Source organism: Zobellella maritima (genome assembly GCF_003075035.1).
Classification (GTDB): domain Bacteria; phylum Pseudomonadota; class Gammaproteobacteria; order Enterobacterales; family Aeromonadaceae; genus Oceanimonas; species Oceanimonas maritima.
In genome coordinates, this window is sequence record NZ_QCZE01000001.1 from 194,091 (window position 1) to 216,556 (window position 22,466).

The window sequence follows — 22,466 nt, forward strand, 5'->3', positions numbered from 1 at the left end:
CCGGGTCTCTCTGGATAGCCTCAACTGTGGTGCACCGCCTCTCTGCTCATATCCGTGGGGAGCGCGAAGCTGGGCCTGTGTTGCAGCAGGTTCGTGATGTCGGCGGCCGGTAGCGGCTTGCTGAAAAAATACCCCTGGCCCTGATCACAGTGGTGGGTGCGCAGGTACGTCAGTTGCTCGGTGGTTTCTATGCCTTCTGCCAGCACCCTGAGCCCCAGGCTTTTGCCCATGGCGATGATGGCCCGGGCAATGGCGCCGGCACCCGGTTTAAGGTGGGCATCGCTCACGAAGCTTCTGTCTATCTTGAGTTGACTGAGCGGGAAGTGCTGCAGGTAGCTGAGTGAAGAATAGCCGGTACCGAAGTCATCGATGGACAGGCTGGCTCCTAATTTTCGCAGGCCATTCATGGCAATGATGGCGCTCTCTACATCACGCATCAGCAGGCTTTCGGTCAGCTCCAGCTCCAGATACTGGGGGGGCAGGCCCGTGACTCTCAGTACATTGGCAATCTGGGCTACCAGCCCGGACTGTCGGAATTGCAGGGCGGACAGGTTTACCGCCATTTTCAATGGTGGTAAACCCATCATCTGCCAGGCCTTGGCCTGTCGGCAGGCAGTGTTGAGTACCCATTCGCCGATGGGCACGATCAACCCGCTTTCTTCCGCCAGCGGGATAAAATCGGCCGGCGAGATCATGCCCCGTTCAGGATGGCGCCAGCGCAGCAGTGCCTCGACACCGAAGATGCGGCCATTCTCAAGATTCACCTGAGGTTGGTAGAACAGCTCCAGTTCGCCCCGGTTAAGGGCATGGCGCAGCTCCCGCTCCAGCTCCAGCCGGACCAGGGCGCCGGAGTTCATTTTCGCCAGATAGTTCTGGATACTGTTATGACCATTTTCCTTGGCCCAGTACAGGGCGGCGTCGGCGTTAATCATCAGGCGTTCTGCCGTGGTGCCGTCCTTGGGGTATTTACTGATCCCCATGCTGGCGGTAATAAACAATTCCTGGCCCGCGACAGGCAAGGGTTGCCGCAGGGCAATTGTGATCTTGTCCAGGACCCGGGTCAGGGTGTCCGGATCGGCGTTGTTCAAGACCAGAATGAACTCGTCACTATTGATGCGGGCCACCGTATCGGTGCCCTCTACGCAGGACGAGAGCCGGCGGCTGACCACGCACAGCACTTCATCCCCTATCTTGTGTCCCAGGCTGTCATTGATGGCCTTTAGTCGGTCCAGATCCAGGTAGACCACGGCAACCTGGCCCTTGTTCTGTCGTGCCTGACTGATGGCCTGCTCGAGGCGATCATGCAACAAGGTTCGGTTGGGAAGGGCGGTCAGAGGATCATGGGTGGCTTGATAGGTCAGGGTGCTGGTGGTCCGAAACAGGCGCTCGTTGGCGTCTCGCAGTTGGCGGGATTCCTGCCGAAGGGCCGCCGTCAGCTGCCGGGTCTGTCTGAGCTGGAAGACATAGAGCAGCAGCAGCACGAGCCCGCTGATAACCGGGGCGGCCAGGTAGACGCTATGCCGGTTGTCGGTGAATTCGCGGACGATCTGGTCGCCGCGTACCTCGGCACTGACCAGGTATTCCCTGGTCAGCTCGAGCAGCGGCTGTCGGATGGGCTGCAGCAGTTCACGAATGGCCAGATAGTCGGGGTCAAGGGGGACGGGGTCGACCCGGGGCAGCCGCATGTCCACTTCTGCGAGGGCGGCTTTCAGCTCCAGGTACAGAGCCCTTACCTTTGGGGATTCAAGGAGACCTCGGTTGGCGTCGCCTTCTTCGAACAGGGCAAGCCGGCTGTACAGCAGTTCGAAATTCAGCTGCAGCTGTTCCCGGCTCACCTGGCTATGGGGGTCAGGATGAACATAGACCCCTAATGAGTCCCAAAAGCGGTCCAGCTCTTCATAGGTCTTGTGCAAGGTATGAGTATGGTGGCCGATACTGAGATTGGTGAGGTCATTAACCCGGCTCAGCTCCCGGAAGGAGGCTGCCAGGCTGAGCAGAAACAACAGCAGCACCAGCACCAGCACCAGGGTAGAGAGCGGGCGCCTTTTGAGGGCTGGGCTGTGCACATCCTTGGTGGCGGCAGTCGCGGTCATGGCCGCCTTACCTGACAGTCAAGCGGCGGAGCTGCCAGATCATCTTGCTGTCGGTGTCCAGGGACCGCAGCTCGGGGTAGTCATCCAGCGGATAGATGATCCACAAGGGCCCCTTGTCACGAATGCGCATATAGTTGCCGTTGCGTTTATAGGCGATGATCACCGGATAGCGAGCCAACTCATCCCAGCTCAGCTCCGTCTTGTAGTTGTTCAGGGCCCGGGCTTCCACGTTGCGGCCCTGGGCACCGAGACTGGTCAGCAGCCGGCTGATAGGCACGCCGGTAAAGGTCTGCACCCCTTCGCTCCAGGGGGTACGGGTGCGCAGGGTGATGGGCTCCATGGCTTCGAGGGCAGCGATATCCAAATCGGTTTGACTGTTGTCATGAAGCACAACCGTCAGCACGGTCGGGCCCTCAGCGCGGGCCGGCTGAACGGTGAACAGCAACAGTATGACCAGTAGTGCGTAGAATCCTTTACCTAAATACAAAGTTAATCTCTCCCAGGGCGGCCCCGCTGTCATAGGCGATTGCCCTTAGACCGGTAGCTTTGCGTCCCCGTCTTTCGTTCGGGGGTGCCTTTCTAACAGGATACACCGCCCGCCTGTTATCATTCGGCGAGTGTAGCAGTATAAAACTGAATTGTACTTGATAAGGCGCCAATCTGTAAAAGAAAAGGCCGCTTCGACAGGGTGCATATTCATTATTTTTACCCGAGATGTCTTGAAGGCGGAGCCATGGCTACTCCGGTCGGTTTGATGGCTGTCCGGGCGGAGCTGGACCAGGGGAGCCTATTCCGGATATTGCCGCTATGATTGGTATCAGATTTCATTCTACCGGGGGCCGGACAGACCATTAGCAAATTGATATGAGCGTCAACCTGTTACCGAACTGTGAGCGGATTGGTATTTTGTTCTCTGTGGTCTGAATCGTATGGAATGAGTATGTTATGCTCTTCCTTCAAGGACTCAAATAACCCAGGATTAAGCCTATGACTGAAAAAGAAAAAGACGAGCCGGGCATCATGTCGCCCGATGGTGACGTCAATCCCATCGATACCGACTATCAGATTGGGCAAGACAATATCGCGCTGAAGATAGGCCCTTTCGGCCTGGATATTCATGATCGGGTCTTTATGATTTCGGGCCTGGCTATCGTGGCCTTTGTCCTGCTGGCGCTGATATTCCAGACCCAGGTTGAGCCTCTGTTTGGCGGAATACGGTCATGGCTGACCTCTAATCTGGACTGGTTTTTTCTGAGTGCCGGCAATATTTTTGTGCTGGTCTGTCTGGCGCTGATTATTTCTCCGCTGGGGCGGGTACGCATCGGTGGCACCAAGGCGACACCGGACTATAGCTATGCGGGCTGGTTTTCCATGCTGTTTGCCGCCGGTATGGGTATCGGCCTGATGTTTTACGGTGTATCCGAACCCCTGTCCCATTTCAACAGTTCGCTGGCGGGTACAGCAACCGAAAACGGGGTACGCACCGACTGGGCGCCCCTGGCCGGGGCCGCCGGGGATGCGTTGGGTGCAGAGCGCCTGGGGATGGCCGCCACCATTTATCACTGGGGGCTGCACCCCTGGGCGATATATGCGGTTCTGGCACTGGGGCTGGCGATCTTCTCCTACAACAAGGGTTTGCCCCTGACCATGCGCTCGGTGTTCTATCCCTTGCTGGGTGAGCGGGTCTGGGGCTGGCCAGGCCATGTGATTGATATCCTGGCGGTGGTGGCGACCCTGTTCGGGCTGGCGACCTCCCTTGGCCTGGGGGCTTCACAGGCCAGTGCCGGCCTGAACTACCTCTTTGGTCTGCCCACCGGTACCACCACCGAAATTGTCCTGGTGATAGTGATCACCGCCGTCGCCCTGATTTCCGTGCTGGCCGGTCTGGATGCCGGGGTCAAGCGGCTGTCCGAAATCAACATGGTTCTGGCGGCCTTGTTGCTGCTGTTCGTGATTGTCGTCGGCCCGACGCTGGCCATCCTGACCGGCTTCTTTGCCAACCTGGTTGCCTATATCGAATACCTGCCGGCGTTATCCAACCCGGTTGGCCGTGAAGACGCCAATTTCTCCCAGGGATGGACTTCTTTCTACTGGGCCTGGTGGATTTCCTGGTCTCCTTTCGTTGGTATGTTTATTGCCCGGGTTTCCCGTGGTCGAACCGTGCGTGAGTTCATGATTTCGGTCCTGCTAATCCCATCTGCCGCCTGTGTACTGTGGATGACGGCATTTGGCAGTACCGCCATCCATCAAGTGATCGAGGGCTACGAGGGCGTGGTCAATGCGGCACTGCCGCTGCAGCTGTTTACCATGCTCGATCAGTTACCCATGTCGCAAATCACCTCATTCCTGGGTATTGTGCTGGTCGTGGTGTTTTTTGTGACCTCCTCCGACTCGGGCTCCCTGGTTATCGATACCATTGCCGCCGGCGGCAAGGTGAATGCGCCCAAGCCGCAGCGGGTATTCTGGTGTACCTTCGAAGGATTGGTGGCCATTGCCCTGATCCTCGGGGGAGGCTTGGTCGCCCTGCAGGCGATGGCGGTCTCCACCGGCTTTCCCTTTACCATAGTGCTGCTGACGTCCTGTGTCGCGCTGATCAAAGGGTTGGCATCGGAGCCGCGGGGGTAATCCTGTCCGAAACATATGTGGCTCATAGGGCAGGTAGGCGTTTCGGCGCCACCTGCCTTTTTCGTTTTGTTTAAGAGGGTGTCAGATGGAAGTCGAACAGCTGGAGATACTGGGATTCATCCGCCAATTTGCGCCCTTCGACAGCTTGCCGGAGAAGGCGCAGGAGCATGTCGCCCGCCATATAGAAGTGGCCTATTACCGGGCGGGCACCACTATCTGCGAATATGGCGACAAGCTTCAGGATCTATACCTGATCCGTAGCGGGGCGGTGGAAACTTATCGCCGTTCTGGCGAGCTTTATAACCGCCTGAGCGAAGGTAACCTGTTTGGGCAGATGGCCCTGCTGATGAATAACCGGGTGCGGTTACCGGCGAAGGCGCTGGAAGATACGCTGCTGTATTGCATACCCGAAACCATCTTTACCGAACTGGTCGAGAAGTATGAGCAGTTTGCCGATTTTGTCGAGGTGGCAGACAGAGACAGGCTCCGACAGGCGGTTTCCGAGCGTGAGGACGCCAACCAGTTGATGACGTCAACGGTTCGCACCCTGATTGCCAGGGAACCGGTGACCATCACCACCACGGCCACCATCCGTGAGGCGGCGGTAAGAATGACCGAAGAAGGAGTGTCCTCCATCCTGGTGGAGTATCCGCAGCAGGAACAGCCGACGGAAAGTGATCATTGCCTGGCGGGCATTATCACCGATCGCGACCTGAGGACCCGGGTGCTGGCAGCCGGACTTTCTCCGGATGCCCCTGTGGTGGATATCATGTCGGGGGATGTGATCTCCCTGGAAAGTGGCCAGCTGGTGTTCGAAGCCATGTTGACCATGCTCCGTTACAATCTGCACCATCTGCCGGTACTGCATCGCCGCCGGCCGATCGGGGTGGTTGCCCTGTCGGACCTGGTGCGTTACGAAACCCAGAGCAGCCTGTTTATGGTCGGCAGCATTTTCCGGCAGCATACGGTGGCGGAGCTGCAGGCGCTGGCGAGCGAGGTAAAGTCCTGCTTTGTCCGCCTGGTCAATGAGGATGCCAACTCCCATATGGTGGGCAGTGCCATGGCGGTGATTGGTCGCAGTTTCAAGCAGCGCTTGCTGGAGCTGGCAGAGGAGCAGCTGGGACCGCCGCCTGTCCCCTACTGTTTTCTGGCACTGGGCTCCATGGCGCGTGATGAGCAGCTGATAGTGACCGATCAGGATAACGCCTTTATTCTTGATAATCGCTACAATCCAGCTCAACATGGCGACTACTTTCAGGCATTGGCCCAGTTTGTCAGCGACGGGCTGGCGGCCTGTGGTTACAGCTATTGCAAGGGGGGGATCATGGCGACCAATCCCAAGTGGCAGAAAACCCGGCGAGAGTGGGAGCAATGTTTCAGCGACTGGATTGATAATCCCACCCCGGAGTCCCTGTTGCACAGCTCGATCTTCTTTGACCTGGATGGCGTCTGGGGGAAAATCGAGTGGGCGGCGCAGCTGAACACCCTGATCCGGCGGCGGGCCAAGCGCAGCCCGCGTTTCCTGGCATGCATGGCACGCAATGCCCTGAACCGGACACCGCCGCTTGGTTTTTTCAAGAACTTTGTGATGGAGCAGGACGGCAAACACAATAACTCGATTAATCTCAAGCGCAGGGGCACGGCACCGCTGGCCGATTTGATCCGGGTTCATGCGTTGGCGGTTGGCTCCCGGGCGCAGAATTCCTTTGAGCGGCTGCAGGACGTTATCGAGGCGGGTATTCTGCCCAAGGGGCGGGGGCCCGACCTACGCGATGCCATGGAGTTCATTGCCATGGTGCGAATTCGTCATCAGGTCTTCGATATTGAAGCAGGACGCGAGCCGGACAACAATATCGAGCCGGACTCCTTGTCTGATTTTGAACGCAGAAACCTGAAGGATGCCTTCCAGATCCTCAGCAATGCCCAGAAGTTTCTGAAGTTCCGTTATCAGCCAAACCGCATAACCTGAGGTGACTGCGTGCTTTATTTAGGACCTGAAGAACAAACAGCCAAGGAGGCGCCGATACCGGACTGGCCTAGCTGCTTTCAGCAGCTGGCGGCAACCGCCAAGGATCCCCGTCTGCAGCACTTTTATCAGGCGGGGGTGGTCGCGGCCGATACACCGCTGTCCAAGGTGCCGTTTGTGGCGATAGACTTTGAAACCACCGGCCTGGACCCGAATGTACACGGCATTGTCAGCATTGGCCTGGTGCCGTTTGATATACATCGTATCCATTGCCGGCGAGCCCGGCACTGGATTGTAAAACCGCGCAAACCCCTGGGTAAAGAATCGGTGGTTATCCATGGCATTACCCATGCCGATGTCAGGCAGGCTCCGGATTTGCTTCGTATTCTGGAGCCATTGCTGGCCGCCCTGGCCGGACGCATCCTGGTGGTTCACCACAGGGGCATAGAGCGCGCCTTTTTCGATGCCGCACTCAGGGAACGACTGAAGGAAGGGATCCGTTTTCCGGTGGTCGATACCATGGATCTCGAAGCCCGCCTGCACCGTGGCAAGGCTACCGGTTTATGGGCCCGGATGTTGGGGCGCAAGCCGATCTCCATTCGCCTTGCCGACAGCCGGAGCCGGTACCATTTGCCCTACTATCAGCCCCATCATGCGCTCACCGATGCATTGGCGACGGCGGAGTTGCTACAGGCTCAGATAGCGCACCATTATACGCCAGAGACGCAGATACAGGAGATTTGGCGGTAACGAGTCAAGGCCGCCTATCGCTGCAATGGCTTTATGGCAACGGGAAGGAGGCTCGGCTAGATACAAAGAGGCAGAAGGACTTACGCGGTCGACAAGCCGGGCATATATCCTTGCGGGCTCGCTGCCTTGTTCACGAGGCGGAGGGCCGGTCGAGGAGTTTCCTTATGCCGCTGTTGAATGCCGGCGCTGCGATTTTTCCGATGTGCTCCGGAAGAAGAAGGACGGTATGTTCAGTGGGAGTGATCCGGAGGCGGGGCCGCCTCCGGTATGTTTTTTACGGTCTGGGATCAGTCTTCCAGATCGCCACAGAAGCGGTAACCTTCACCGTGAATGGTGGCGATGATTTCCGGGGAGTCTGGCACCGATTCAAAATGTTTGCGGATACGGCGGATGGTCACATCGACCGTCCTGTCATGGGGTTTCAGCTCCCTGCCCGTCATTTTCTTCAGCAGCTCTCCCCGGCTCTGGATCTGTCCCGGGTTTTCGCAAAAGTGGATCATGGCACGGAACTCACTGCGCGGCAGCTTGAACACTTCGCCATTGGGACTGACCAGTGCCCGGCTGTTGATGTCCAGCGTCCAGCCGTTGAAGCGGTAGGCTTCGACCTGCTTCTCTTCGTCGGCGGCCTCGGGTACCTGCATGGTCCGGCTCAGCAGGTTGCGAGCCCGGATGGTCAGTTCCCGTGGGTTGAATGGCTTGGTGATATAGTCGTCGGCACCGATTTCCAGCCCCAGGATCTTGTCGACCTCGTTGTCTCGGCCGGTGAGGAACATCAAGGCCAGGTTATGCTGTTCGCGCAGCTCCCGGGCCAGCAGTAGTCCGTTTTTACCGGGCAGGTTGATATCCATGATCACCAGGTTGATCTTGTTGGCCGACAGCGCCTGGTGCATTTCTTCGCCGTCTGTGGCTTCCAGCACTGTATAACCTTCCGCCTCAAAAATGCTTTTGAGGGTGTTACGGGTGACCAGTTCGTCTTCAACGATAAGGATGTGTGGTGTCTGCATGAGCGTACCTGTTTTTAGATATAGAAGGATTCGTTGTCAACAGCCGCTGCGGTTAAGGACATCTACCCAGGAAAGTGTAAGTAAGTCACGTCAACAAAGCCCAAGTAACATCGCTTAAACTTTCAACGTTGTCGTAAAAGTTCAGCCAGTTTAACTTGCATCCCATGCAGTTGCTGTCTCGGATTCAGGGTGTACGACACCAGAAATAGCCAGCGGTCCATCACAAAAGTTGTCTTATTTTAACAGTTAACAGGGGCATAACAACAGCCCCTTTGGAATGTTAAATAGTTTTAGGGCCATCACCAATCCAGGTCAAGCCGGGATTGAACAAAATGGGCGGCATGTTATACAACTATTCTAGGTGTCCGGAGGGCAGCTCTGGCTCCCGTGATCCGGATGGCATTTCCCGGGGGACGGGCATAGGCTGACAGTATCACTATCGCCCTTGTGACAGAGGGCAAAGGAGGCAAGGATGTTGGATTTATTACCCGATTTATGTGATGAGCACGGCGACAAGGTAACGGTACTGGAGCCTTTGTTTGAAAATTTCGGTGGGGAGGCCGTGTTCTGGGGACAGGCGGTCACGGCCCGCTGCCTTGAAGACAATTCCAGGGTCAGGGAGCTGCTGGCCACTCCCGGCACCGGCAAGGTGTTGGTGGTGGACGGCGGCGGCCTGTTACGCCGGGCCTTGCTGGGCGACCAGCTGGCGAAAATGGCGGTCGAGAATGGCTGGGAAGGCATTATCGTCTACGGTGCCGTCCGTGATGTGGGGACCATTGGCGAGTTGGGACTGGGGGTCAAGGCCCTGGCCGCGTCTCCGATGAAAACAGAAAAGCGTGACCTGGGTGATGTGGATGTCATACTCAATTTGGCCGGGGCGCGTATCGCACCCGGTGATTATGTTTATGCCGATCTCAACGGTATCATCGTCTCCCGGGAGCCCCTGAGCCATCCCGATTTATAGGGCTTAGGGATGGTGACATACCCCAGCCGCTATCCCTGCTCCTCGTACAGGTACCGAAAGCGCCGCTTGCGCCGGTAGGGGAACACATCCCCGAACTGGCCCGCTTCTATATCGCGCTGCAGGCTGCGCCAGTATTCGGCGGTGAACAATTCGCCGTGCTGGTGTGCAAAGGCCTTGCGGATCCGTGGGCTGCTCAGCAGAAAGGTGGCGAATTCCTCGGGGAAGATATCGTTGGGACCGACCGAATACCAGGGCTCGGCGCTCAGCTCGTCTTCCGGGTAGCGGGGCGGGGGAATATCGCGGAAGTTGCATTCCGTCATATAGACGATTTCGTCATAGTCATAGAAGATCACCCGCCCGTGACGGGTCACCCCGAAGTTCTTGAACAGCATGTCGCCGGGAAAGATGTTGGCGGCGGCGAGCTGTTTGATGGCATTGCCGTATTCATCCACCGCTAGGGCCAGCGCCTCGTCACTGGCCTGTTCCAGGTAGATATTCAGCGGGGTCATCCGCCGCTCGGTATAGAGATGGCGGATCACCAGGGTATCGCCCTTGATCTGCAACAGCGAAGGGGCGACGGCCTGCAATTCGGCCAGCAGCTCATCACCGATGCGCCTGAGCGGTAGTTCGAAGTTGCTGAACTCCAGGGTGTCGGCCATCCGGCCTACCCGGTCATGCTGTTTTACCAGCCGGTATTTGGCCTTGACCGTCTCATGATTGACCTCCTTGGGCGGGGTGAACCTGTCCTTGATGATCTTGAATACCACCTCGAAGGAGGGCAGGGTAAAGACGCTCATCACCATGCCCTTGATACCGGGGGCCAGCACGAATTTGTCTCGGCTCCGGTGCAGGTTGTGGAGAAAGTCCCGGTAAAACTCGGTCTTGCCGTGCTTTTGGCAGCCGATGGCCGTGTAGATTTCGTAATCGACCTTGTTGGGAAACAGGGGCCGTAGAAAATGCACCAGCAGGGCAGGCACTGGGCAGTACACCATAAAGTAAGCCCGGGCGAAGCCGAACAGGATGGAGGCATCATCGGTTGAGATGATCAGGGTATCGATATAGAGCCCGCCTTGGTCGTCGTGCAGGATGGGCAGGATAAAGGGCAGCAGCAGGCCGCCCTGTTCCAGACGGCCCACCAGGTAGGCGCCCTTGTTGCGGAAAAACAGGGTGTTGACCAGGGTCAGGGTAAAATCACCCTGTTGCAGCCCGCTCGGGCCGTATTCTTTCAGGTAGCGGCAGGCATAATCCAGATCCCGCTCCAGCCGACTGAAGGGCGTATCCAAGTCCAGACGGGCCAGTATCTCCCGCAGGCAGCCGTTCAGTTGCGCGAGGCTGGTCCGGTATGTCCAGGTGTAGGGACTCAGGTCCGGGTTTGGGGCGCGTTTGACAAAGCTGTGTACATAGAGGTTTTCGGCGCGGATATTCTGGTGGCGAAAGGTACGGCGATAGACGGAGTTATAAAATGACTCGGCAATCTCGAAGTTGTCGTGGTCGGTGAGCAGATCGTTGAAAGCCTGCTTGATGGATTTCAGGCAGTTTTGATCGAGCGGGGCGCCGCCGTTGTGGTCGCGCATGGCCTGCAGGGTTTCATTGACATGATGATCGTAGAGGCGGATGCGTTGGCGACCGGCCAGCTGTACTGCCAGCCAGTCCTGGGCTTCGAACCTGTCCTTGGCGCCGAGGGTGATATCGAGAAACAGCCGGTAAAACCGATCGAAGCGGGTCAAAATGATCTGTGCCATATCCTTGGCAGGAGTCGGGCCCATAAGTCGTGTCCTGTAAACCGGGTCAGCCCTTATCAAACACCGCCCGGGCTGGTAATTCGAGCATTGATTGCGCACAATGTGCGGCCTTTCACAAAGGGGAGTGGGATGGAGCTGTATTTTGTACTGAAATCGCCGGCGCGGGCAGAAAACGTCGGTGCCGCGGCCCGGGCCATGAAAACCATGGGCTTTGACAAGATGCGGCTGGTGGACAGTCGGGTGCATCAGCAGGAGCAGGCGTCCTGGGTTGCCCACGGGGCCCAGGAGATACTGGAGCAGGCGGAATACTTTGCGGGGCTCGAAGAGGCCCTGGGCGACATGGACCTGGTGATTGCCACCACGGCCCGTAGCCGGGGCCGCTATCGTTATTATCTGACGCCGCAGCAGGCCTGTGAGCAGGTCAACAACAAGCAGCTGAACAAGGTGGCGTTATTGTTCGGCTGTGAGGAGTCCGGCCTGAGTAACGAAGAGTTGGCTTATGCGGATATTATCAGCTACCTGCCGCTCAAGGTCAGTTATCCATCGTTGAATCTGGGACAGGCAATCATGCTGTACGCCTATGAGTTCAGCCAGGGATTGATGCCGGCTACCGCAGAAAATGCTGAGCAAACAGCGCAAAATAGTCAGTTAAAATTGCTTCAATGTAAAACAGAGGAATTGTTTGATTTAATCGGTGTTTCCCAGCATGAAAAACTGGCTGAGTGGGTAAGAGACCGATTGCCTATGCTGGAGCAACGGGATCTGAATCTGTTGCATCTGCTGTACAAAGATCTGACCCGGGCATTGTCGCGCAAGGGTGAAAGTTGACAAGCAGCGGCCACCAAGGTATTGCTATGCCATCCGATTTCAGAGGTTGTTCGTCATGCCGCTTAATGCCCGTCGCATTATCACCACCATTATTACCGGTACCACCCTGGGTGGCACTGGAGCGGGCTGATGCGCTGACGACAAACAGATTTGAATCCTTAAGCCCGTATCCCAACCAGATACGGGCTTTTTCGTTTTATTCAGGGAGTACTACATGCGTGTCTTGAAATTTGGTGGCACTTCATTGGCCAATGCCGAACGGTTTCTGACCGTTGCCGACATAGTGGTCAACAACCAGCAACAATCCCAGGTGGCCCTGGTGCTGTCTGCGCCGGCCCGGGTAACCAACCACCTGGTGGCGGTGGTCGAGCAGACCATTCGCGGGCTGGACGCCGCCCCGGTATTGAAAGAAATTGAACAGATCTTCGCCGACATCATTTCCGGTCTTCAGCAGCATTATCCCAGCCTCGACGCGGACGGCCTGAGCGCTCAGGTTGACCGGGAGCTGTCCCAGCTTACCCGCTTGCTGCAGGGCGTCAGCCTGCTGCAGCAGTGCCCCGACAATATTCAGGCTCGTGTACTGAGCCGGGGCGAGGCACTGTCCATCGCTGTGATGGGTGAGCTGCTCAAGGCCCGTGGCCACCAGGTGGAGATTATCTCGCCCCAGGCCATGTTGCTGGGCGAGGGGGGCTTCCTTGAAGCCCATGTCAACATCGAGGTCTCCCGTGAGCGCTTCCGCGAGCAGGGTATCAAGGACAATTGCGTCTATCTGATGCCGGGCTTCACCGCCGGCAATGAGCAGGGCGAGACGGTGATCCTGGGCCGTAACGGTTCCGACTATTCCGCCGCCGTGCTGGCTGCCTGTGTCGATGCCGAGTGCTGTGAAATCTGGACCGATGTGGACGGGGTATACAACTGCGATCCCCGTCTGGTGGCGGATGCCAAGCTGCTCAAGCAGCTGTCCTACAAGGAGGCTATGGAGCTGTCCTATTTCGGCGCCAAGGTCATGCACCCCAAGACCATAGCGCCCATCGCCCAGTTCCATATCCCCTGTTTGATCAAGAATACTGCCAATCCCCAGGGCGCCGGCACCCTGATAGGTCCGGAGCAGGGCGATGAAGAGCTGCAGGTAAAAGGCATTTCCGACCTGTCCGGCATGAGCATGATCAACATCTCGGGTCCGGGTATGAAGGGCATGGTCGGCATGGCCGGCCGGTTGTTTTCCAGTGTGTCCCGCGCCGGCGTCAGCATAGTGCTGATCACCCAGAGTTCTTCCGAATACAGCGTCAGCTTCTGTATCCACAGCTATGACAAGGACAAGGCCTGCAAGGCCATCGCCAGCGAGTTCTCCCTCGAATTCAAGAACCAGTTGCTGGATCCGCTGGAGATCACCGATGACCTGGCGATAATCTCGCTGATCGGCGATCGTATGCGTACCGCCAAGGGGGTATCTGCCCGCTTCCTGACCTCCCTGGCGGAAGCCTCCATCAATATTGTGGCCATCGCCCAGGGGTCCAGCGAGCGCTCCATCTCCACCGTGATCCGCAAGGAAAAGGTGGCCGAGGCGATCAAGGCCTGCCATCAGAACTTCTTTTCCAGCCGCCAGTTCATCGATGTGTTCCTGGTCGGTTGTGGTGGTGTGGGCGCGGCCCTGCTCGAGCAGATCCGCCGCCAGCAGCCGGTGCTCGAAACCCAGGATATCGGCATCCGGGTGGTGGGTATCGCCAATTCCCGCAAGATGGCGCTGGACCGCAACGGCATCGACCTCAACCAGTGGCGCGACACCCTGGAGCAGGCCCACGAACCCTTCAACCTGGAGCGGGTGACCAAGCTGGTGGCAGACAGCCACCTGATCAACCCGGTGCTGGTAGACTGTACCTCCGATGAAGGCGTCGCCGATCAGTACGCCGATTTCCTGGCTGCCGGCTTCCATGTGGTGACCCCCAACAAGAAAGCCAACACCGCCAGCCTGGATTATTACCGGGAGCTGCGCCGCACCGCCCTGGCCACCCGTCGCAAGTTTCTGTACGAGACCAACGTCGGTGCTGGCCTGCCGGTGATCGAGAACCTGCAGAACCTGATCCGTGCCGGCGATACTTTGAATGCCTTCGGCGGCATCCTGTCCGGCTCCATGTCCTATATCTTCGGCAAGCTGGACGAAGGTATGAGCTTTGCCGACGCCACCCGTATCGCCCGTGAGAACGGCTTCACCGAGCCGGATCCCCGTGACGATCTGAACGGTATGGATGTGGCGCGCAAGCTGCTGATCCTGGCCCGTGAAGCCGGTATGGAGCTGCACCTGAGCGATATCGAGGTGGAACAGGCGCTGCCACCCGGGTTTGACGCCGAGGGTGACATCGACAGCTTTATGGCCCGTTTGCCGGAGGCCAATGCCTGGTTCGAACAGCGGGTGGCGCAAGCCGCCGCCGAAGGCAAGGTGCTGCGCTATGTGGGCGCCATCGAGGGTGGCCAGTGCAAGGTCGCCATCCAGGCGGTGGACGGCAACGATCCCCTGTTCAAGGTCAAGGACGGGGAAAATGCCCTGGCCTTCTATACCCGTTATTACCAGCCGATCCCACTGGTGCTGCGCGGCTATGGCGCCGGCGCCGATGTGACCGCCGCCGGCGTGTTCGCCGATCTGTTGCGTACCCATAACTGGAAGCAGGAGGTTTAAATGAGTATTGTTGCCTACGCCCCTGCCTCGACCGCCAATATGAGCGTGGGATTCGATCTGTTGGGGGCCCCGCTGGCCCCCATCGACGGCTCCCTGCTGGGTGACAAGGTCTGGGTTGGTGAAACGGACGGCGAATTCAGCCTGACCTCCACCGGCCCTTTTGCCCACAAGCTGCCGGAGGATTACCGGGAAAACATCGTCTACGACTGCTATCTGGGCTATGGCCGGGCGCTGACCAAACGGGGCCTGACGCTGAAACCGCTGACCATGGTACTGGAGAAGAACCTGCCGGTGGGCTCGGGCCTGGGTTCCAGCGCCACCAGTGTGGTGGCGGCGCTGGTGGGCCTGAATGCCTACCACGATGATGCCCTGGACGAACAGGAACTGCTGCTGCTGATGGGCGAGCTGGAAGGGCAGATTTCCGGTTCAGTTCATTACGACAATGTGGCACCCTGTTATCTGGGCGGGCTGCAGCTGGTGCTGGACGACGGCGGGGTGATCAGCCAGCCGCTGCCGGTGTTTGAAGACTGGTACTGGGTTGTGTGCTATCCGGGGATCAGCGTATCCACTTCCGCGGCCCGGGCGATACTGCCGGCCCAGTATCGCCGCCAGGACTGCCTGACTTACGGTCGCCGCCTGGCGGGCTTCGTGCATGCCAGCCATACCGGCCAGGAAGCGGTGGCTGCCGCCATGCTCAAGGATGTGATTGCCGAACCCTATCGTTCGCAGCTGATCCCCGGCTTTGCCGCCGTCCGTGACCATGCCGCCACCATGGGCGCGCTGGCTACCGGTATTTCCGGCAGTGGTCCCACCGTATTCTGCGTGATGAAAGACCTGCATCAGGCCGAAAAACTGAAAGACTGGCTGGCCGAACACTTTATTCAAAATCAGGATGGCTTTTGCCATATTTGCAAACTCGATGCCCAGGGTGCGCGGGTAACAGGAACAGAACTATGAAGTTGTACAACATTAAGGATCATTCCGAGACCATCAATTTTTCCGGTGCCGTCAAACAGGGCCTGGGTCGTGGCCAGGGGCTGTTTTTCCCGGAAAACCTGACCCCGCTGGCCAATGTCGATGCGTTGCTGGAGCTGCCGCTGGTACCGCGCTCCGTGGCCATACTTCAGCACCTGATCGGTGACGAAATTCCCGAGGACACACTGGCGGCCATGGTGGAGCAGGCCTTTGCCTTCCCCGCGCCGCTGGTCAAGGTGGACGAGCACACCTATTCGCTGGAGCTGTTCCATGGTCCAACCCTGGCGTTCAAGGATTTCGGTGGCCGCTTCATGGCCCAGTGCCTGGCTACCCTCGGCAATGACGGCAAGATCACCATCCTCACCGCCACCTCCGGTGATACCGGTGCCGCCGTGGCCCATGCCTTCTATGGTCTGCCCAACATAGAAGTGGTGATCCTCTATCCCCAGGGCAAGATCAGCCCCTTGCAGGAAAAACTGTTCACCACCCTGGGCGGCAATATCCGTACCCTGGCGGTGGAAGGGGACTTCGATGCCTGTCAGGCTCTGGTCAAACAGGCCTTCGATGACGAACAGCTGAAGCAGGCAGTGGGCCTGAATTCGGCCAACTCCATCAACATCAGCCGGTTGGTGGCCCAGGTTTGCTACTACTTCGAGGCCATCGCCGAACTGCCCGCCGAACAGCGCCACAAGGCGGTGATTGCCGTGCCGTCAGGCAACTTCGGCAACCTGACCGCCGGTCTTATCGCCAAGGCGCTGGGGCTGCCGGTGAAACGTTTCGTCGCGGCCACCAATGCCAATGATACCGTGCCCCGTTACCTGGACAGCGGCAACTGGGATCCCAAGGATACGGTGGCTACTTTGTCCAACGCCATGGATGTCAGCCGTCCCAACAACTGGCCGCGGGTGGAAGAGCTGTGCCGGGTCAAGGGCTGGTCCCTGTCCGATATCGCCTCCGGCGCCCTGACCGACGAGCAGACCCGGGATGCGCTCAAGCGGCTGTTTGCCCAGGGTTATCTGTGCGAGCCCCACGGTGCCATCGGTTGGGAGCTGCTCAACAAGGAGCGGGGCAAGGATGAGGTCGGTATCTTCCTGTGTACCGCCCACCCGGCCAAGTTCAAGGAAAGCGTGGATGAAATACTGCAGCAGGATATCCCGCTGCCGGGCCCGCTGGCCAAGCATGGTGCCATGGAATCCCTCTCCGAAGTGATCCCTGCCGATTTCTCGGTATTGAAAGCCAAGATGATGAAATAATCGGGATTCTTGCCGATACAAAGCCGGGCTCGACGTCATTCGAGCCCGGCTTTTTTATTTTGGGTCCTGTCCCGGCTGGCTGGTTAAAGATCGGCTGTCAGCGATAATCGGGGTGTCTTGTAAGAGATCTCTCAATCAGCGCCGGGAAAAAACGCTTTATGGCCGGGAGTTTTTAACATGCATATAGATAATTATCTGATTTAAATGTAGTTTTAATTTTTGATTGAAATTTGACCGGTTTGTACTAGCCGGCAATCGATTGAGCCGCTCGGGGAAATCCGTATAGTGAATACCACAGCAGGACGCTGACGAGTCAGGAAGATGGATTGGCGAGGACGCCACAGGATAGCCGGCAGGAGCCGGGACAAGGATAAGGAAGCGGTGCCGGTCAGGATGGCAGGCAGCCAGGATGGTTAAGGACAAACCCGGATGGGTTAGGGAACAGCTTCAGGATGAAGCAGGGATACCTCCAGGACAGGAGCGGTTACATACGGGATGTATGTTGTCAGGACGATGCAGGACACTCCGACGGAACGGGTAGGGGAAGACTCGGGACGGGTCAGGTCAGGGAATGCAGGGAGCAATCAGGTTTACGGATTAAACCGATACGACGTTTGAAGAGGGCAGCCATTGGCTGCCCTCTTTTCTATTGTGCGATATACCCGGCACTACCTTAGAATTACCGGCCTGTGATAACGTGTTAGACCCGTTTATGCAGATAAGGTAGTTAGCCGAATGAGCCAGGCATTGGACGAACTCCTCACCCTGTTGGCCCTGGAGCCGCTGGATGACGGCCTGTACCGGGGGCGAAACCGGGATGTGGGCTCCCGCTCCGTATTCGGAGGGCAGGTTATGGGGCAGGCCCTGGCCGCCGCCAAATACACCTTGCCGGACAGGCCCGTGCATTCATTCCATGCGTACTTTTTACGGCCCGGTGATAAAGACAAGCCCATTATTTATGATGTGGAAATTATCCGCGACGGCAGGACCACCTCTACCCGCCGGGTCAAGGCGGTACAGTACGGCAAGCCCATTTTTTACATGATGGCCTCGTTTCAGGATCCGGTAACCGGTTTTGATCACCAGGCCCCGATGCCGGCGGTCGCCGGACCCGAAGGACTGGTCCCCGAGCTGGAGCGGATCCGGGAACTGAAGTCGCATCTTCCGGAGCGCATCCGCGACCTGCTGCTTGCCGAAAAGCCTATCGAAATACGCCCTGTGAATTATGTGAACCCGCTGAAGCCGGAGGTGTGCGAGCCGGTCCGTTATACCTGGATGAAGGCCAACGGTACGCTGCCGGATGATCTCCGTATCCATAAATACCTGCTGGCCTACGCCTCCGACTTCGGCTTCTTGCCGACTTCCCTGCAGCCCCATGGCCGCTCCTTCTGGGAAACCGGGCTGCATGTCACCACCATGGATCATTCCATGTGGTTCCATCAGGATTTCCGCTTCGATGACTGGCTGCTGTATGCGGTGGAAAGTCCGCGGGCCGCTGCCGGACGGGGACTGGTCCAGGGACGTTTCTACAACCAGGACGGGGTGCTGGTAGCCAGTACCATACAGGAAGGGCTTATTCGTGAACGGGATGCGGTGAAATAATACCAGGCGGCGCAAAGAGAGCACCTTTGTTGGCGTAATGCCTACCAGGGCCCCCCTACAGAGCGCGCGTGGGTGCGAGTAAAGCGCCGGTCTGCCGGACGACTTGCAGCCGACAGAGTCTGCTTTTAAGCTAGGCCTTTTACTGTGACGGATACCAATGATGTTGACCTGGAGCCAGGTGATAGGCGAAGAAAAGCAGCAGGCATATTTCCAGCAGGCGCTGGCTTTCGTCCAGGCCGAACGGGCCGCCGGCAAGCAGATATATCCCCCCCAGCAGGATATGTTCAATGCCTTTGAGTATACCGAACTGGCCGATGTCAGGGTGGTCATCCTGGGTCAGGATCCCTATCACGGTCCTCAGCAGGCTCATGGCCTGTGTTTTTCGGTGCTGCCCGGGGTACGTACACCGCCGTCCCTGGCCAATATGTACAAGGAGCTGAGTACCGATATTCCCGGTTTTCAGACTCCCGGCCATGGTTACCTGGAGTCCTGGGCCCGTCAGGGAGTGCTGTTGTTGAATACGGTATTGACGGTGGAGGCGGGCAAGGCCCATTCCCATGCCCGGCTGGGTTGGGAGACCTTTACCGACAAGGTGATCCAGACGGTGAACGAGCATCTGCAGGGAGTGGTGTTCCTGCTGTGGGGCAGCCATGCCCGGAACAAGGGAGCCATGATTGATCACCGGCGTCATCATGTGCTGACCGCCCCTCACCCCAGCCCGCTTTCCGCGTACCGGGGTTTTTTCGGGTGCCGGCACTTTTCCCGGGCCAACGAGCTGCTGATCCAGCAGGGCAAGGCGCCTATCGACTGGCAACCGCCACTGCAATTGTGACAGGTAAAAAGGGGCGCCCGAGTGGGTGCCCCTGAGTCTTTATCGTGCCTACAGCATGCTCTCTATGTCACCTTCATATTCATAGGTGCAGTCCAGCAGCTGCAGTTCTTCTTGTAAACGTCGCTTATCCTTGAGTGCTTCTATTTCTCGCCATTTACGTTTTTTAGCAGGCTCACGCGTTGTGCTGCGTGGGGACCGCTCAACCACAAACTCCTGATCGAAGCTGAACCTATCCATGGGGCTCCCTCCTGTTGGCTATCAGTTGTAGTCACATTTGGATATATCACAGTCCGCTATAAAATAGAACCTTATTATTACGTTTATATTAAAAACAAAAAAAGGCGGAAAATCCGCCTTTTTTCAGGGTGTTGCAGTAAAAATCTACAACATGGTGCTGAGCATCTGCTCCAGCTTGCCCTGGTCGATGGTGAAGTTGCGGATGCCTTCGGCCAGTTTTTCGGTGGCCATGGCGTCCTGGTTGTGTTCCCAGCGGAATTCCGCTTCGGTCAGCCTGGGCGGACGGGGCTGGGTTGCACCCTTGTCGGCCAGCTTGCGGACCACTTCGCCTTCGGCCTGGCTCAGCTCTTCCAGCAGGTTGGGACCTATGGTGAGACGATCACAGCCGGCCAGTTCGAGGATTTCACCGGTATTGCGGAAGCTGGCGCCCATCACCACAGTGCTGTAGCCGTGCGTCTTGTAATAGTCATAGATCTGGGTGACCGACAGCACTCCCGGATCCTGCTCGGCGGTGTATTCTTTCTGATCGGTATTCTGTTTGTACCAGTCGAGGATGCGGCCCACGAACGGCGAGATCAGGAAGGCGCCGGCTTCGGCACAGGCCCGGGCCTGGGCGAAGCTGAACAGCAGGGTCAGGTTGCAGTTGATGCCTTCCTGCTCCAGCACTTCGGCGGCGCGGATGCCTTCCCAGGTGGAGGCCAGCTTGATCAGGATACGATCGCTGCTGACCCCGGCCTGGCTGTACAGTTCGATCAGGCGGCGAGCCTTGTTGATGCTGGCCTGGGTGTCGAAAGACAGGCGGGCATCCACCTCGGTAGAGATGCGGCCGGGAATGATTTTCAGGATTTCGCAGCCGATGTTGACCGCGAGCCTGTCGGAGGCGTCGATCAGCTGCTGGTCGCTGTCCTTGCTTTGGGTTTTCGCCCAGTCGACCGCCTCTTGTACCAGGGGCTGGTAGTCGGGAAGCTGGGCGGCCTTGAGGATCAGCGAGGGGTTGGTGGTGGCATCCTGAGGCTGGTACTTGCGAATGGCATCGATATCACCGGTATCGGCTACCACGGTTGTCAGGGATCTTAATTGGGTTAACTTATCTGTCATCGGAGTCGTCTCTCGTGCTTATACAGCTGCCCTTTCGGGAACAGGCCCACAGTATCCCCCATCCGGCCCATGAAAATAAAGTGATCATCCGTCAGAGATCATTGCCTATGCTTGCAGGAGGCACACGGGACTTAACTGACGTGGAAGCCAATCAAGATGGTCATATGTACTTAAACATGGTTTTTTGTTGGGTATATATATTAAATAATGTTTTTTATTTGGTTTTATTGTTGTTTTTTTAGGGGTGGATGCCATTTGGTGTGAGTTTGATCACAGGGTGGTTTGGGAACCCTGTGCTAGATTCCGGGCCCTGCAAAATTTGGTGGTCGATGTGTCATTGATCAACGCATATTGAAGCTCAACCGGTAATAAGGCAAAGGCAAGCCAATGGATACGATTATCTCTTTTATCAATGACCTCTTATGGGGTTCGGTACTGATTTATCTGCTGATGGGTGTGGGCGTGTTTTTTACCCTGCGCCTAAGCTTTGTGCAGTTCCGCCATTTCGGTCATATGTTCAGCGTGCTGAAACACAGCCGCAAGTCGGATCGGGCGGGCATCTCCTCGTTTCAGGCCCTGTGCACCAGCCTGGCGGCCCGGGTAGGCACGGGTAACCTGGCCGGGGTGGCGGTCGCCCTCTACCTGGGCGGGCCCGGCGCTATCTTCTGGATGTGGCTGATCGCCCTGATTGGCATGTCGACCGCCTTTGTCGAAAGTACCCTGGCTCAGCTGTACAAGGTCAAGGATGAAGACGGCAATTACCGGGGTGGCCCGGCCTACTACATGGAAAAAGGCTTGGGCATGCGCTGGATGGGGGTCTTGTTTGCCATCTTCCTGATCATCGCCTTCGGTCTGGTATTCAATGCGGTACAGGCCAACTCCATCAGTGTTGCCATGGATGTGGCCTTCGGTATCCCCCACTGGGTGAGCGGTGTGACCCTGGTGATACTGGCCGGCCTGATCATCTTCGGTGGCCTGCGCACCATCGCCCGTTTTGCCGAGCTGGTGGTTCCGGTCATGGCGCTGGCCTATCTGCTGATTGCCCTGGTGGTGGTGATGCTCAATATCACCGAATTGCCCGGGGTACTGGCATTGATCGTCAAATCCGCCTTCGGCCTGGAGCAGGCGGGCGGCGGTGCCATGGGGTATGCCATTTCCCAGGCGCTGCTCAATGGTATCAAGCGCGGCCTGTTTTCCAACGAAGCGGGCATGGGCTCGGCCCCCAACGCGGCGGCGTCGGCCACCCCTTATCCGCCTCATCCGGCTTCCCAGGGCTATGTGCAGATGCTGGGGGTGTTTGTTGACACCATTGTTATCTGTACCTGTACCGCCTCTATCATACTGTTGTCCGGACAGTTCGAACCGGGCTCGGGGGTAACAGGTATCGAGCTGACCCAGCGGGCCCTGTCCAACGAGGTGGGAGCCTGGGGTAACACCTTTATTGCCGTGGCGATCTTCTTCTTCGCCTTTACTTCTATCGTGGCCAACTATGCCTACGCCGAGAACAACCTGATCTTCCTGGAGCACAACCATAAGGCGGGCCTGCTGGTGTTCCGGCTGTTTGTACTGGGAATGGTGATGTTCGGCGCCATCGGCGAGCTGCCCACCATCTGGGCGATGGCCGATGCGTCCATGGGACTGATGGCGTTGCTCAACCTGGTGGCCATATTGCTGCTGTCCGGGGTGGTGGTGAAGTTGGCCAGAGATTACAACGACCAGCTGAAACTGGGCAAGGTCCCGACCTTCGATGCCACCAAGTATCCGGAGCTGAACCGTCAACTGGAAGACGGTATCTGGGATACCAACAAGAAATAGATAAGTGA

17 protein-coding genes and 1 riboswitch are annotated in these 22,466 nt (G+C 57.7%); of the genes, 11 read left to right on the forward strand and 6 right to left on the reverse strand.

What is annotated here, in order from left to right; translation table 11 throughout:
* Positions 1–20: 20 nt before the first annotated feature.
* Positions 21–2,093, reverse strand: a complete 2,073-nt coding sequence (locus DCS96_RS00875; protein WP_116472500.1) for a putative bifunctional diguanylate cyclase/phosphodiesterase — start codon at positions 2,091–2,093, stop codon at positions 21–23.
* A gap of 7 nt (positions 2,094–2,100) precedes the next feature.
* Positions 2,101–2,580: a molybdopterin-dependent oxidoreductase gene (locus DCS96_RS00880; RefSeq protein ID WP_157953545.1), complete on the reverse strand. Its 480-nt coding sequence runs from the start codon at positions 2,578–2,580 to the stop codon at positions 2,101–2,103.
* Positions 2,581–2,593: 13 nt separating this feature from the next.
* Positions 2,594–2,679: riboswitch (cyclic di-GMP riboswitch) on the reverse strand.
* A gap of 401 nt (positions 2,680–3,080) precedes the next feature.
* On the opposite strand from DCS96_RS00880, the gene DCS96_RS00885 reads away from it, so the two are divergent.
* The 3 genes from DCS96_RS00885 (at position 3,081) to DCS96_RS00895 (ending at position 7,434) form a co-directional block, all read left to right on the forward strand.
* Entirely contained in the window at positions 3,081–4,718 is a 1,638-nt protein-coding gene (locus DCS96_RS00885) for a BCCT family transporter (RefSeq protein WP_116472502.1), read from the forward strand.
* Positions 4,719–4,803: 85 nt separating this feature from the next.
* On the forward strand, positions 4,804–6,687 hold the full coding sequence (locus DCS96_RS00890) for a putative nucleotidyltransferase substrate binding domain-containing protein (RefSeq protein ID WP_116472503.1): 1,884 nt from the start codon (positions 4,804–4,806) through the stop codon (positions 6,685–6,687).
* A 9-nt stretch (positions 6,688–6,696) separates the two neighbouring features.
* Entirely contained in the window at positions 6,697–7,434 is a 738-nt protein-coding gene (locus DCS96_RS00895) for a 3'-5' exonuclease (RefSeq protein WP_116472504.1), read from the forward strand.
* Between the two features lie 287 nt (positions 7,435–7,721).
* Here the strand turns inward: DCS96_RS00895 and arcA are convergent, their stop codons facing one another.
* Positions 7,722–8,438, reverse strand: coding sequence for a two-component system response regulator ArcA (gene arcA, locus DCS96_RS00900; protein WP_116472505.1), 717 nt, complete (start codon positions 8,436–8,438; stop codon positions 7,722–7,724).
* Positions 8,439–8,910: 472 nt separating this feature from the next.
* Here arcA and DCS96_RS00905 point away from each other — a divergent pair, with 472 nt between their 5' ends.
* Entirely contained in the window at positions 8,911–9,402 is a 492-nt protein-coding gene (locus DCS96_RS00905; protein WP_116472506.1) for a putative 4-hydroxy-4-methyl-2-oxoglutarate aldolase, read from the forward strand.
* A 29-nt stretch (positions 9,403–9,431) separates the two neighbouring features.
* Here the strand turns inward: DCS96_RS00905 and aceK are convergent, their stop codons facing one another.
* Positions 9,432–11,168 carry a bifunctional isocitrate dehydrogenase kinase/phosphatase gene (gene aceK, locus DCS96_RS00910; protein ID WP_157953546.1) on the reverse strand — a complete coding sequence of 579 codons (1,737 nt, stop codon included), beginning with the start codon at positions 11,166–11,168 and terminating at the stop codon, positions 9,432–9,434.
* A 105-nt stretch (positions 11,169–11,273) separates the two neighbouring features.
* On the opposite strand from aceK, the gene DCS96_RS00915 reads away from it, so the two are divergent.
* The 6 genes from DCS96_RS00915 to ung all read left to right on the forward strand — a co-directional run bounded on the left by DCS96_RS00915 (position 11,274) and on the right by ung (position 19,308).
* Positions 11,274–11,972, forward strand: a complete 699-nt coding sequence (locus DCS96_RS00915; RefSeq protein WP_116472507.1) for a tRNA/rRNA methyltransferase — start codon at positions 11,274–11,276, stop codon at positions 11,970–11,972.
* 214 nt (positions 11,973–12,186) lie between these two features.
* Positions 12,187–14,646 carry a bifunctional aspartate kinase/homoserine dehydrogenase I gene (thrA, locus tag DCS96_RS00920; RefSeq protein ID WP_116472508.1) on the forward strand — a complete coding sequence of 820 codons (2,460 nt, stop codon included), beginning with the start codon at positions 12,187–12,189 and terminating at the stop codon, positions 14,644–14,646.
* The gene (gene thrB / locus DCS96_RS00925) at positions 14,647–15,603 is read left to right on the forward strand and encodes a homoserine kinase (protein ID WP_116472509.1); all 957 of its coding nucleotides are present in this window, start codon (positions 14,647–14,649) and stop codon (positions 15,601–15,603) included.
* Positions 15,600–16,874, forward strand: a complete 1,275-nt coding sequence (thrC, locus tag DCS96_RS00930; protein ID WP_116472510.1) for a threonine synthase — start codon at positions 15,600–15,602, stop codon at positions 16,872–16,874. The genes thrB and thrC overlap by 4 nt, the downstream gene beginning before the upstream one ends.
* Before the next feature lie 735 nt (positions 16,875–17,609).
* Positions 17,610–18,476 carry an acyl-CoA thioesterase II gene (tesB, locus tag DCS96_RS00935; protein ID WP_116472511.1) on the forward strand — a complete coding sequence of 289 codons (867 nt, stop codon included), beginning with the start codon at positions 17,610–17,612 and terminating at the stop codon, positions 18,474–18,476.
* A 160-nt stretch (positions 18,477–18,636) separates the two neighbouring features.
* The gene (gene ung / locus DCS96_RS00940; RefSeq protein WP_198650017.1) at positions 18,637–19,308 is read left to right on the forward strand and encodes a uracil-DNA glycosylase; all 672 of its coding nucleotides are present in this window, start codon (positions 18,637–18,639) and stop codon (positions 19,306–19,308) included.
* Positions 19,309–19,356: 48 nt separating this feature from the next.
* Here ung and DCS96_RS00945 read toward each other — a convergent pair whose 3' ends face one another.
* Both DCS96_RS00945 and tal read right to left on the reverse strand, forming a co-directional pair.
* Positions 19,357–19,545, reverse strand: coding sequence for a DUF3545 family protein (locus DCS96_RS00945; RefSeq protein WP_116472513.1), 189 nt, complete (start codon positions 19,543–19,545; stop codon positions 19,357–19,359).
* Positions 19,546–19,689: 144 nt separating this feature from the next.
* Positions 19,690–20,643: a transaldolase gene (gene tal / locus DCS96_RS00950; RefSeq protein WP_116472514.1), complete on the reverse strand. Its 954-nt coding sequence runs from the start codon at positions 20,641–20,643 to the stop codon at positions 19,690–19,692.
* A gap of 387 nt (positions 20,644–21,030) precedes the next feature.
* Between tal and DCS96_RS00955 the strand changes: the two genes are divergently transcribed.
* The gene (locus DCS96_RS00955) at positions 21,031–22,458 is read left to right on the forward strand and encodes an alanine/glycine:cation symporter family protein (protein WP_116472515.1); all 1,428 of its coding nucleotides are present in this window, start codon (positions 21,031–21,033) and stop codon (positions 22,456–22,458) included.
* The last annotated feature ends 8 nt before the right edge of the window (positions 22,459–22,466 follow it).